Here is a 12011-nt window from a genome sequence, read left to right on the forward strand (position 1 = left end):
TTTGAGCTCGATGACAAACCCGCGGTAGATATCCGCTGCTCCCGTAGCGGTCTGACAGCCGCCATCGCAGGCAAGCCAGCTCCCACATTTTGGTCCGTGGGGCGTCAGGTAGGTATGTGTCGGCTGAGGGGCCGTCACGGGAGCAAGCTCACTCGCCACAGGTTCAACAGCCCATTGTGTGGGTATTCAGGAAATATAAATGCCTGCACCATTGAGTTGAGTCATGTTCACGCCAACCAACGTCACCGAGTTGTCGCCAAAGGACAACAGGGCATTGTCCTCGAACATCGAGACATGGGAACGGTAATCGTATTGCTGGCCCAGGTCAGGAATCCCCATGAATACCAGCTTATCGCTGGCCTGGTAGCCCTCGACCCGATCATTGCCAAAGAGGCCGTTGAACAGGAAAGTGTTGCTGCCCCCGCCCGACACCATCAGGTCATTGCCCGCCCCGCCGACGAACACATTATTACCCTGCCCACCGATCAAATAATCGTCGCCGCCCAGACCGAACAACCATTCCCCCGCAGCATGAGCGGTGAGGACATTGTCCTGCTCATCGCCGTTGGCAGAGGCCGTGTAGGGCGTCAAGGCTGTGCCGGCCAGCAGGCCTTGGCCGGTTACGTTATAGGTTACATCGTGGGTACCCCAGGGGATTGAATTCCACATGATGTAGGACTGCTCTTGGCTCACCAATGCACCGATATCGCGGGTCATACTGATGCCGCCATAGGCGTCGTTGATATAGAGCGTGCCATCGCCATCATTGGCAAAGCCGAAGCTGGCCAGTGGCTTGTGCAGTTCGAAGACGTTATCGCCCTGCCCGCCCAGCAGGATGTTGTAGCCGCCATCATCGCGAAAACGATCATGACCGGCGCCGCCTTCCAGGAAGTCGTTGCCGACACCGCCCTTGAGCAGGTCGTTGCCCTCGGTGCCGAGGATGAAGGTATTGCCAGTGTGTTTTTCAGCGTAACGGTTCAGGTCTTGTACCCAGGTGGTTTCACGCGCAGCCTCGGTCAGGCTGGAGACCACGATGGTCGAATCCTTGCTGGTCAGGTCGTAGAACTCGGAGGACGCGATACGCCCCAAACCTTGGATGTAACCGTCCAGGGAGTGAGCCTTGGCCACGCCCCAATTCAGACTATTAGGTAAATGTGCCGAGAACGACGCGTAATTATCGGTAAAACTGACGAGGTTGTTGGCGGCCGCATCCCAGCCCCGGTCGTTGCCCCAGAAGAGTGCCGAGGTATTGATGCCTTTGCCATCAATGGCTTTGAACACCGGGTCATTTTCATAGCCAATATTCAACACCGGGGTATCACCCGAGCGTTGAGCGGGTGAGGCAAAGGTTACGTAGTTGGCATCCTGATAAAAGCCGCCCCAGTGATCGTGGCTCAAGGTCGCCAGGCTGTTGGCGCCCAGTGCGCCGAGGCTATGGCCGGTGACCAGGATATCCTTGCCGCTCAAGCCCTGGCTCGCGGCGTAACGAGCGACGTTTTCGAGCAAGGCGCTGAAGGCGAACTTGGCGTAATTGGCGGCGTATCCAGGCAGTGCTGCGGCCGCCAGGTCGCTGGCCACGTCGCCCGCGCCATCCCAGGTCAAGCCAAAGGACGTGCCACGAAAGGCAATCCCCATGGCGATCAGCCTGCCAAGCCCATCGTACTGCCCCAGAATCTCGACGTTGGCCGAAGGGGCCAAGGCTGTCTCGCCCCAGAAGGTGCCTTGCTTGTCCACATGCTGCGTCACGCCCAGGGCCTGCGCACCGATAGGCGCCCAGCCACCGGTTGCCAGGGGTTGGCCGGTGGAGTCATACGCGTACTCGGATAAAGCCAAGGCGTTGCTCAGCAGCGCCTTGGCGGGGTCGCCCTTCATGCCCTTGTAATCGAAAACGCCCATGCCCTTGGTCCCTTTTCAGATGACGTGCCAGATGGCCTCGATTCGGATGGCCGGGGTCGATTGAGTGCGGGTCACGGGGGACTGTCAAGGGTTACCTAGAAACTCAATAGTCCTCATTTTATTGAGCGCTAGCCCTCCCAGCATTGACGACATGGACAGAAGGCACCCGGACACGCAGCGCAATCAGCAACGCAGCCAGCAACATCAGCACCGCCGCCGCTATAAATACGCCCGCGCTGCCACCGAGGCTGAACACTGCACCGCCAGCGGCGGCGCCCATGGCGATGGCGGACTGCACAGAGGCCACCACCATACCCCCGGCGCTTTCCGCCTGGTCAGGTACCGCGCTGGCGACCCAGTTCGACCACGCCACCGGCACACCGCCAAAGGCCAAGCCCCAGATTGCCAGCAGTACCGCCTGCCCCGGCAACGAGGGTGGCAACAGCACCAACGCCAGTGCTGCAACCCCGACCAGCGCAGGCATTAACACCAGAGTCGCCAGCGGGCGGTGCTCCAGCAGCCTGCCAGCCAACAGCGTGCCGAAGAAATTCGCCACACCGAACCCCAACAACATCAGCGACAGCCCTTGCGAGCCGATGCCGGTAGTACCTTCAAGAAATGGCCGAACGTAGGTGAACATCGCGAAGTGACCGCTATGCACCAGCACACAACCGAACATGCCCATGGCGATGCCTGGGCGCTGCAACACGTCGAAAACCGTGCGCAGACGTGCTGGCCGGCGCGGCGCGAGGCGCGGTAAAGTCAATGACTGAAACGTCAGGGTCACCATGCCTACCGCCGCCGCTGCAAAGAACGCGCTGCGCCAGCCGTATAGCCCGCCCAGATAACTGCCCAGTGGCACGGCAACGACCGTCCCGATGGCAATCCCACTGAAAATGATCGACAGCGCCCGAGGCAACAAAGCACTCGGCACCAAGCGCATCGCCACCGCCGCAGCCATGCTCCAGAACCCGCCCAGGGCAATCCCCAGCAAGATGCGCATCAACAGCAGCACCGCGAAGCTGGAAGAAACGGCGACCAACAGATTGGAGGCAACCATCAACGTTGAAAACCCCAGCAACACCCAACGTCGGTCGATGCCGCGGGTCAGGCCTGGCACCAACAAACCGGCGAACAACGCTACCACTGCTGTCACCGTTACCGCCTGGCCAGCCAGCGCTTCGGACACGCCCAGATCAGTCGCCATCAGTGTTAACAAACTGGCCGGAAGGTACTCCGCAGTCAGTAATCCGAACACTCCCATTGCCAGTGAGAAGACGGCCATCCACGCGGGGGCCGCAGGCTCTGCATCCGAGAAGGCGCCGGGATGGCGGTTGGATACGGCGTCACATACACAGTCAGTCATTACAGCGATCTCCCAATCATCATTGCGACCCGCAGTCTAGGCGCGCGAATCTGGATGATCTATGATCCAAGATCTCTCATTTTTGACTAAAACACCTGAACAATGTCTGCAGAACAGTTTGCTCTTTCCTCGGATCTCATCAACGAACTGTTGCGCGGTATGCGCCTGCGTGGCGTCGAATACCGGCGTATACAAACGAGTCCGAGTTTCGGTTTGGGCTTCGCTGAAAAACCTGGGCATGCCTGGTTCCATTTCATGGCCGTCGGCAATGCGGTACTGCGAATGGAGGACGGCACCACCTACGCGCTGTCTGCCGGCAACGCCGTGTTCATCTCCCACGGCGCGGCCCATCAACTGTATTCCCATGCGGACGTACCCGTTCAGGACATCGACCGCCTAGACGGCGTCCCCCTCGGTGACACCGTGAGCGCGGTGCACACCGGAACCGATGCCAGCCCAACGCCGAGCACCATTTTGTTCAGTGGTTGTATGGAGTTTGAACTGGGCAGCATCCATGGCCTCGGCAAACTGATGCCGGGCCTGATGTTGATTGATGCCGACGGCCAGCGCTACCCTGGACTGGTGCCTATCCTGACCACCATGGAACGCGAGGTCAGCGCCGCACGTGTGGGCTTCGCCGGTATCCTCGCGCGGTTGGCCGACGTGGTGGCCGCCATGGTCGTTCGCGGCTGGGTAGAGTGTGCCTGCGGTAATGCCTCTGGCCTGGTCGCCGCCTTGCGCGATCCACGCTTGGCCGGTGCACTGCTCGCGCTCCATCAACAACCGGGCCGCGACTGGACCGTTGCGCAATTGGCAGAGCAATGCAATACCTCACGCTCAGCCTTCGCGGATCGCTTCCAGGTGACGATTGGCATGACGCCGCTGCGCTATGTCACCGAACTGCGAATGCGGCTCGCAAGCCAGTGGCTGACCCTGGAAAGGCTGCCGATCGAAGAGGTAGCACAACGCTTGGGCTATACATCCCAGGCCGCTTTCAGTCGCGCGTTCAAACGTGTTACGGGCAAGACACCGGGGTTAAGTCGCAAGGTGAGGCAGCCCATTGTTACTTGACGCTGAGCGCACGTACTCGACGGTCTGTGCCTCTGAATCATTTAATGAAACCGCTCGTGACTACCTGATCGAAAGCCAGCACTGGGACCTCTCAGGCACCGCATAGGACCCGATCCGCGGTAGCGTCCCCCTATCGCGTGTTTTCCACCGCCTTTGAAAGATCGCTCCTACACCTTCTCCAAACACTTCCGACGGCCCCATCTGAAATACCCAACAGTCACGAAAAACGACAAGCCCTTTTCTAAAATAAACGTTATGTATTCAGTTGTTCCGGGCAAGAAGCCCACGTCTCCATTCACCTCATGAAGAACTTGGATCATGCTAAATACCTCATTTTTTCCCTCATTGCGTACCGCCGTCAGTACAGCCCTGCGGTCCCGACAACTCAATCGAGAAGAAGAGCGCCTGGTCCACTACTACCGTTGCTTGTCGGAACAGGATCGTGAAGCGATGCGCTGCCTAATGTTTGCGGTCAGGGAAACCAGCGAGGCGAACACCCTCCCCCATAAAAAGTGATGCCGTCATGGGTCAGCGAACGATGGAAGTACCTGCGGGTTTGACATCTAGCCGGCAGCCTGTCACTAACACTCTCGCGATGGATTTTTCTACCCATAGAGCATGCCTGCTGCCCTCATAGGCAACGCCATTACGTGCGTGATTGTGACCGCGACCTCGCCGCCGAGACGTTCTACCTTGCCAGAGTACGAAGCCCCATTGCCGTGGAGGATCTGCATATCCCCATGCCGCCTCCGTCAACCTCCAGCCCCGATTTCCCTTCGGTGGCCTGACCATCTCCCGCTGCGTGAACGCCCTGATCCGACAGGATCTGCTCGACCCCGCTGCCTTATGTGCGCCGGCACATCTGCGGCGATTGGGGGGATGTGCGCGCAGAGCATCGCCGCTACGGCGACCCACCTGATATTGCGAACCGTCACGCCGTAACCCAATCAACCACGAGACTTTGAGCCCCCGCCTGTCGAGGGCTCTCTGCCATGTGCTCGCGCAGGCCCCGCTACTCGCTTGTCGCCGGGAATTTCTTGCCAGCCCCTGTTTCCAGCCACTGTGCATTAACGCTCAACAGCCTGGCTACCTTATCGAGCTGCGAGTGTGGGATACCACGAGAAAACCAATTGGTCAGCCGCTGGGGGCTGATCTTCAGAAATAGCGCGAAATCCATTGGCGCGATCTTGCACTCCGTCAGCACTACCCGCAGACGCACGCCGGACCATTCCGCGCTGGCAGCGCGAAGAGTCGTTGATCGTCGCCCTGTGTGCGTTTCTTTCCGTTGGCCGTAGACCATTCCTTGCTCCTTGTGAAGCTCCATGTGTTTTTTGCCCCGTTCACAATGCAGCTTCACTGAGTATAAACACCGAGTTCATGGGGTCCAATTCTCATGTCGCATAGCTTCTTCGGGTGAGCATTGGGGGCGCATCACACAGCGAGGCCTTTTCAAGCAGTTGCCAGGATAGGACGGTGGTCGGGGTTGAGCTGATGAAGGCGAGCTGCTGCTGTCGCATAATGGGGCAAGTCCACCGCCTGGAAACCACCGCGACTCAGGATTATCGGTACCAGAAGTGACGCGTAACCAAAGGTCGATGCACGCCGGGAAGATGAATAAACAGTAGCAGGCTTGGTGACAGGTGAACTGAGCGAATCCAGTAGAAATACGAATTTGAGTCTTACCGGATCACCCTGAGCACCCACGGTTTTGCACTCAAAAAAAGACGCCTAAGCGTCTATTCCGTAAATCACAGGCAAAAAAAAGCCACTCGTTAGAGTGGCTTTTTCATTAATGCTTGGAGCGGGAAACGAGACTCGAACTCGCGACCCCGACCTTGGCAAGGTCGTGCTCTACCAACTGAGCTATTCCCGCTTGGTGATGCGCATTCTATAGAATCCTCAGCACCCGTCAACCCCTTGATTCAAAAAAGTTTTATTTCTTTTCAACGGTGGTTCGCAGATGGGGCCAGGCCGCACGCAGATATTGCAGCATGGACCACAGGGTCAGGCCGGCCGCGACCAGCAGCAAGGCGTAGCCCGTGAGCACCCAGAACGAGAAGTCCGACGGGTTGGCCAGCAGGATCACCAGCGCGAGCATCTGCGCGGCGGTTTTCCATTTGCCCATGTTGGAAACGGCGACGTGGGCGCGCGCGCCGATTTCGGCCATCCATTCGCGCAGGGCCGAGACGACGATCTCGCGGCCGATGATGACGGCGGCCGGGAGGGTCAGCCACAGGTTGCCGTGTTCCTGCACTAGCAGCACCAGGGCGACGGCCACCATGAGTTTGTCGGCCACGGGGTCGAGGAACGCGCCGAAGGGCGTGCTCTGTTCCAGGCGGCGGGCCAGGTAGCCGTCGAGCCAGTCGGTGGCGGCTGCGAAGGCAAATACCGAACTGGACGCGACGTAGCTCCATTCATACGGCAAATAGAACAACAATATGAAAATCGGGATAAGCAGGACGCGTAGTACGGTGATCAGATTAGGGATATTCATCGGCACAACTGGCTACGAGGTGAGAAGGCATTCTATTCGCTGTGCAGGTTTGCATAAATCAGCTCAGCGAGCTTTTTACTGATACCGGGTGCTTTGGCTATCTCGTCAATGCTGGCACGGGACAGCTCCTGCAAGCCACCAAAATGTTTAAGCAAGTCGCGACGTCGCGTCGGGCCTACCCCCGCAACCCCTTCCAGGGTTGAGGTTCGCCGAGTTTTGCCACGGCGGGCGCGGTGGCCGGTAATGGCGAAACGGTGGGCTTCGTCGCGGATTTGTTGAATCAGGTGCAGCGCGGGTGAGTCGCCCTTCAAGGTGAATTCATGGGCGGCATCATTCAAGTACAACGTCTCGAAGCCGGCCTTGCGCGTGGTGCCCTTGGCCACACCGAGCAGGATCAGGTCGGGCACCGCCAGTTCGTTGAGCACGTCACGGGCCATGGATAACTGGCCCTTGCCCCCGTCTACCAGCAGGATATCGGGCAACTTGCCCTCCCCGTCCTTCAACTTGCTGAATCGCCGCGTGAGCGCCTGGTGCATGGCGGCGTAGTCATCGCCTGCGGTAACGCCTTCGATGTTGTAGCGCCGGTAGTCGGCCTTGATCGGCCCTTCCGGCCCGAATACCACGCAGGAGGCCACCGTGGCCTCACCGCTGGAGTGGCTGATGTCGTAGCACTCCAGGCGCTGGGGCGGCTCGTCCAGGTTGAGGACCTCGGCCAGGGCGTCGAAGCGTGCGGCAACGTGCTGTCGATTGGCCAGGCGTGCACCCAGGGCCTGTTCAGCGTTGGTGACGGCCAGTTGCTGCCAGCGAGCACGGGTGCCGCGTACGCGGTGGCTGATGTCCAGCTCGCGGCCGCGCAGCTCGTGGATGGCCTCGATCAAGGTGGGAAAGTCTTCATGCACGACGTTGACGATCAGTTCAGACGGCAGGTCGCGCTCAGGGCTGCTGACGTAGTATTGGCCAAGGAATGCGGCCATGACCTCTGCCACGTCTTCGTCGATACCGGTCTGCGGGAAGAAGTTCTTGCTGCCTAATACCCGCCCGCCTCGTACGCTGATCAGGTGCACACAGGCGCCGCCAGGGTTGACGAACGCGGCGATCACGTCAACGTCACCGGTGCCGCCTTCCATGCTTTGCTGGTCCTGGACACGGCGTAGCAGGGAGATCTGGTCGCGCAGTTCGGCGGCCTTTTCGAAATCCAGGGTGCTGGCGGCCTGCTCCATGGCCCCGGACAACTCATCGGTGAGTGCGTTGCTGCGCCCTTCGAGGAACATCACCGAATGGCGCACATCCTCGGCGTACTCCGAAGGTTCCACCAGGCCCACGCAGGGCGCCTTGCAGCGCTTGATCTGGTATTGCAGGCACGGCCGTGTGCGGTTCTTGTAGAAGCTGTCTTCGCACTGACGCACAAAAAAGGTTTTTTGCAGCAGGCTCAGGCTTTCACGAATCGCACCGGCGCTGGGGTAAGGCCCGAAGTACTTGCCCTTTTGCTTCTTTGCCCCGCGGTGAATGCTCAGGCGCGGAAAGTTGCCGTCGGATAAAAACACGTAAGGGTAGGATTTATCATCACGCAACAGGATGTTGTAAGGCGGCCGCCATTCCTTGATCAGCGTCTGCTCAAGCAGCAGCGCCTCGGTTTCATTGGCGGTGATGGTGGTTTCGACCTGGGCGATACGCGCCACCAGGGCGGCGGTTTTCGGCGCAAGGCCGGTCTTGCGAAAGTAGCTCGCCAGACGGTTCTTCAGGTTCTTGGCTTTGCCCACGTAAAGCAGGCGCGCCTCGCTGTCGAACATGCGGTACACGCCGGGGCGGCCACTGCAGGTGGAGAGAAAGGCACTCGGATCAAACGGTGTGGTCATGTCAGGCGCTGGCGTCCACCATGCCGTGGCGCACTGCGAGCAGGGTCAATTCAACATCACTGCTGATGGCAAGCTTCTCGAAGATACGATAACGGTAGGTATTGACGGTCTTGGGCGACAGGCACAGCTTGTCAGAGATGGTCTGCACCTTCTGGCAACCGACGATCATCAGGGCGATCTGGATTTCCCGCTCCGACAGCGCATCAAATGGCGAATCGCTGGTGGGCTGGAACGACTTGATCGCCAATTGCTGGGCAATCTGCGGGCTGATGTAACGCTGGCCGGCAAATACCAGGCGAATGGCTTGCACCATCTCGGCCAGGCCTGCGCCCTTGGTGAGGTAGCCGGCGGCACCGGCTTGCAGCAAACGGGTGGGAAACGGGTCTTCCTCGCACACCGTGACCACCACGACCTTGATGTCCGGATGGCTGCGCAATAACTTGGTCGTGGCACCAAGACCGCCAATCCCAGGCATCTTGACGTCCATCAGTACCACATCGGGCTTCAACTCCCGGGCCTTGATCAGGGATTCCTCCCCCGACTCCGCCTGGCCGACTACTTGCAGGCCGTCGATGTCAGCCAGCATTCGTGTAATGCCTGTACGAACGAGATCATGGTCATCGACTACTAGCACCCTAATCAAGCAGACACCTCGCGATATGGTCTTATAGGTTGCTGAACACCTTAGCAAAAAACCAAGGCGCAGACCTAGTTGCAAGTGTCATATATATAGAGATTAAACGTGCTGCGGCTGTTCGCCGGCTGGCGAACAGCCCTGTTTCCTGGGCTAAAGGTCAGGATTCCTGGGGGGGCGACTTGGCTTTTCCGTTCACCACGGATGAATGCTCAGCCAAGGTACTGGTCAAGCGACGGATTGCGTCCTGGTCTTCCTTGAACATCGCTCGGTAATTGCCCAGCACTTTCTCTTCGATCTTGCTCAGGTTATCCAGCTGGATCGGCGTTGGGCTGCCGGTCAACACGTACAGGATATCCACACCTTTTTCGGCGACGCGAGACAAATAGTCGGCCTTGGGTGCACGACCACCGCTTTCATATTTGCCTTGGGCGTTCGCTTCAACGCCTCCAATTTCTCCAAAAACTTTCTGCGACAGGCCAAGTCGCTCTCTTTCTTGCCTTAAGCGCGAACCGATTCCACTCATTTGGATGTATGATCCTAAATTGGCACACCCCAAGAGGTGTCACACCATCACTTCGTTAAACAAACTTGAACGGTTTTGAACTATGCCCGGAATCCGTACTGCTGCACAAGCCAAGGCCTGGCTGGAACATCAAGGAAAGTCAGTTCAAGCGTTCGCCCGGGAGCATGGCGTAGACCCGGCAACCACGTATCAAGTGCTCTCCGGGCGCAAAAAGGGACGGCGTGGAGAAGCCCATAAAGTGGCGGTACTTCTGGGCATGAAAGAGGGCGTTATCGTGGATGAGCCAAGCGCTCAATCCCACGACGAACAAAGCACTAACTGACAGCAGTATGCGCCTATTTGTAGGACGTGCATGTTTTAGTCCGATGTGAGTGCGCGACACTCACGCTCCATCCGCCAGAAGCCATCCTCTTCACCGACAATGCTCAACCCCAAGCGCTGATACAGCCTTCTTGCCGGGTTGGTCTTGAACACCGTCAAACGTAGAAAGCCCAGGCCTTCGACGCGTGCCTTGAGCGCCATTTGCTCCAGCACCCATGTGCCCGCGCCCTGCTTGCGCCAGCATTCCAGCAGGTGCAGCTCGCGGATATACAGGGCCTTGCCATCGCGGCTCAGGCTGATAAAGCCCATGACGACGTCATCGTTGCAGATCAGCCAGTTCTCGCGGCCCGCCCAGGCCACGTCGAAGCCGTCGCTGGACCACAACAAGCCGTTCTGACGGTAGTAATGGCTCATGGCCTGCTGGGTCAGGGTGCGGGCAAACGGCAGGTCCTGCTCGATGGCCCGGCGCAAATGAAACCTCATTCAGAGGGCGACCACTTGGCCGGTCCACTGCCCGCCGTCGCGACGGGCGATCACCAACGCGTCGCCGACACTGGGGGCGGCAACAAGCAAGTTGCCATCGGCGGTCCAAATTGCACTGCGGCCCGCACAAGCCCAGCCTCCGGACGGGCCACCATGGTTAGCCATCAGTACCAACAGGCCATGCTGGGACGCATAGCCTTCAAGCAAAGCACTGTCCGCCGCGTAGCCTGCCTCGCTGATCAGTACGCTTGCGGCATACACTGTGGCGCCCGCTGCCGCCGCTTGGCGTGGATGGCTGGCCTGGGAAAAGTCCGCACACACCGCCAGCGCGATGCGCTCCTCTGCCAATTCCAGGGCTTCACCGCCCTGCCCCGCGGCAAATGCCAGCTCTTCGCCGGGGTGCAGATGCTGCTTGGTGTAGACGCCTACTGAACCGTCCGCCCCAAGCACCAGCGCGCCGATCAGCACACCTGTTTGTGGCGCCAGACGCACCGGCATGCCCACCACAGCCGTCAACCGCAGCTCCCGCGCCAACTCACGCAAAGGCGTCAACACGGCGTCTTGCGGGTCGATGGCCAAGTCGGCCGCCAGGAACGGCTCGTAGCCCGTCAGTGACAGTTCTGGAAACACCAGGCATTGCACGCCCTGTTCAGCCGCGGCCCGCATCAACGCCAGGTGCCGCTGGATATTGGCAGCGACATCGCCCGGGATGGAAACGGTTTGCGCCGCAGCAAGGGTCAAGGCAGTCATGGTCGCGTCCTGGCAATCATTGTTTGAGAGCCGTCAGCATATCCACACTTGCCCCATAGCGGCATAGGTATCGCCGTTACCGCAGGAATGGATATGTACACGGTCCAACTGTGTTGACGGTCCGGCCGTCTTCGCAGGCAAGCCAGCTCCCACATTTGGATCGCGGTGCCTCAGCCAGATCAGCGCCGGCTGTCAGGCCGTCACGGGAGCAGGCTCCCTCGCCACAGGTCCAGCGTCGCAGCAAAGTTGTGTAGATACCTACGCCCATAGCGGTAACTACTGCCACGCGATAGAAATTACTGATTGAATCCACCCGCACGCCTCTAGTAAGCTCCCTCCATCATTTGGAGAGCCCCATGTTGCCACTCACCCACACTCAGGTTTGCCCTGCTGCCAGCGCCTTGCGCTCGGTGTCGGCTACCCATGTGAATGGTTCGAGCGCACTGGCCGGCTTTTATTTTGGGTATTGGTTTAGCCACTGGCGCGCCTGATACCTGAAATCGGCGCCCACTACTCAAGGGGTCGCCTACCAGAGAAATCTAAACCCCCGGTCGGCTCCCCGACCGGGGGTTTTGTTTTTTCAGCGCCTGACAATTTGTTTTTCACGCTCACTT

General features: G+C 59.2%; 11 protein-coding genes and 1 tRNA gene. 2 read left to right on the forward strand and 10 right to left on the reverse strand.

Annotation, left to right across the window (positions count from 1 at the left end; translation table 11 throughout):
• Nucleotides 1–186: 186 nt before the first annotated feature.
• Together BT199_RS24875 and BT199_RS24880 are read right to left on the reverse strand one after the other, a co-directional pair.
• A complete protein-coding gene (locus BT199_RS24875; RefSeq protein WP_072435645.1) occupies nt 187–1896 on the reverse strand; it encodes a polyurethane esterase in 1710 nt (569 codons plus the stop codon).
• A gap of 118 nt (nt 1897–2014) precedes the next feature.
• Nucleotides 2015–3262 carry an MFS transporter gene (locus BT199_RS24880; protein WP_072435646.1) on the reverse strand — a complete coding sequence of 416 codons (1248 nt, stop codon included), beginning with the start codon at nt 3260–3262 and terminating at the stop codon, nt 2015–2017.
• A 102-nt stretch (nt 3263–3364) separates the two neighbouring features.
• On the opposite strand from BT199_RS24880, the gene BT199_RS24885 reads away from it, so the two are divergent.
• Nucleotides 3365–4333: an AraC family transcriptional regulator gene (locus BT199_RS24885; RefSeq protein WP_058410182.1), complete on the forward strand. Its 969-nt coding sequence runs from the start codon at nt 3365–3367 to the stop codon at nt 4331–4333.
• Nucleotides 4334–5345: 1012 nt separating this feature from the next.
• Here the strand turns inward: BT199_RS24885 and BT199_RS24890 are convergent.
• The 6 genes from BT199_RS24890 to BT199_RS24915 all read right to left on the reverse strand — a co-directional run bounded on the left by BT199_RS24890 (nt 5346) and on the right by BT199_RS24915 (nt 9843).
• Complete coding sequence (locus BT199_RS24890; RefSeq protein ID WP_072435647.1) at nt 5346–5633, reverse strand: hypothetical protein; 288 nt, start codon at nt 5631–5633, stop codon at nt 5346–5348.
• A gap of 497 nt (nt 5634–6130) precedes the next feature.
• Nucleotides 6131–6206 (reverse strand) — tRNA-Gly (locus BT199_RS24895).
• 60 nt (nt 6207–6266) lie between these two features.
• A complete protein-coding gene (gene pgsA, locus BT199_RS24900; RefSeq protein WP_003190391.1) occupies nt 6267–6827 on the reverse strand; it encodes a CDP-diacylglycerol--glycerol-3-phosphate 3-phosphatidyltransferase in 561 nt (186 codons plus the stop codon).
• 32 nt (nt 6828–6859) lie between these two features.
• Nucleotides 6860–8683 (reverse strand): excinuclease ABC subunit UvrC, encoded by a 1824-nt coding sequence (gene uvrC / locus BT199_RS24905; protein ID WP_019821446.1) that lies wholly within the window; start codon nt 8681–8683, stop codon nt 6860–6862.
• A 1-nt stretch (nt 8684) separates the two neighbouring features.
• Entirely contained in the window at nt 8685–9326 is a 642-nt protein-coding gene (gene uvrY / locus BT199_RS24910; RefSeq protein WP_003190387.1) for a response regulator transcription factor GacA, read from the reverse strand.
• A gap of 151 nt (nt 9327–9477) precedes the next feature.
• The gene (locus BT199_RS24915) at nt 9478–9843 is read right to left on the reverse strand and encodes a helix-turn-helix domain-containing protein (RefSeq protein WP_003190384.1); all 366 of its coding nucleotides are present in this window, start codon (nt 9841–9843) and stop codon (nt 9478–9480) included.
• An 82-nt stretch (nt 9844–9925) separates the two neighbouring features.
• Here BT199_RS24915 and BT199_RS24920 point away from each other — a divergent pair, with 82 nt between their 5' ends.
• Nucleotides 9926–10165, forward strand: coding sequence for a DNA-binding protein (locus tag BT199_RS24920; RefSeq protein ID WP_072435648.1), 240 nt, complete (start codon nt 9926–9928; stop codon nt 10163–10165).
• A 35-nt stretch (nt 10166–10200) separates the two neighbouring features.
• On the opposite strand, the gene BT199_RS24925 is transcribed toward BT199_RS24920, so the two are convergent.
• Together BT199_RS24925 and BT199_RS24930 are read right to left on the reverse strand one after the other, a co-directional pair.
• The gene (locus BT199_RS24925; protein WP_032903480.1) at nt 10201–10647 is read right to left on the reverse strand and encodes a GNAT family N-acetyltransferase; all 447 of its coding nucleotides are present in this window, start codon (nt 10645–10647) and stop codon (nt 10201–10203) included.
• Nucleotides 10648–11397, reverse strand: coding sequence for a carbon-nitrogen hydrolase family protein (locus tag BT199_RS24930; protein ID WP_072435649.1), 750 nt, complete (start codon nt 11395–11397; stop codon nt 10648–10650).
• Between the last annotated feature and the right edge of the window lie 614 nt (nt 11398–12011).

Source organism: Pseudomonas sp. NFR02, from assembly GCF_900119375.1.
GTDB lineage: Bacteria > Pseudomonadota > Gammaproteobacteria > Pseudomonadales > Pseudomonadaceae > Aquipseudomonas > Aquipseudomonas paracarnis.

Excerpts from the sequence above, each read along its gene's own strand:
- BT199_RS24875 (WP_072435645.1), bottom strand. The coding sequence starts at position 1,896 with ATGGGCGTTTTCGATTACAAGGGCATGAAGGGCGACCCCGCCAAGGCG.
- BT199_RS24880 (WP_072435646.1), bottom strand. The coding sequence starts at position 3,262 with ATGACTGACTGTGTATGTGACGCCGTATCCAACCGCCATCCCGGCGCC.
- BT199_RS24885 (WP_058410182.1), top strand. The coding sequence starts at position 3,365 with ATGTCTGCAGAACAGTTTGCTCTTTCCTCGGATCTCATCAACGAACTG.
- BT199_RS24890 (WP_072435647.1), bottom strand. The coding sequence starts at position 5,633 with ATGGTCTACGGCCAACGGAAAGAAACGCACACAGGGCGACGATCAACG.
- pgsA (WP_003190391.1), bottom strand. The coding sequence starts at position 6,827 with ATGAATATCCCTAATCTGATCACCGTACTACGCGTCCTGCTTATCCCG.
- uvrC (WP_019821446.1), bottom strand. The coding sequence starts at position 8,683 with ATGACCACACCGTTTGATCCGAGTGCCTTTCTCTCCACCTGCAGTGGC.
- BT199_RS24915 (WP_003190384.1), bottom strand. The coding sequence starts at position 9,843 with ATGAGTGGAATCGGTTCGCGCTTAAGGCAAGAAAGAGAGCGACTTGGC.
- BT199_RS24920 (WP_072435648.1), top strand. The coding sequence starts at position 9,926 with ATGCCCGGAATCCGTACTGCTGCACAAGCCAAGGCCTGGCTGGAACAT.
- BT199_RS24925 (WP_032903480.1), bottom strand. The coding sequence starts at position 10,647 with ATGAGGTTTCATTTGCGCCGGGCCATCGAGCAGGACCTGCCGTTTGCC.
- BT199_RS24930 (WP_072435649.1), bottom strand. The coding sequence starts at position 11,397 with ATGACTGCCTTGACCCTTGCTGCGGCGCAAACCGTTTCCATCCCGGGC.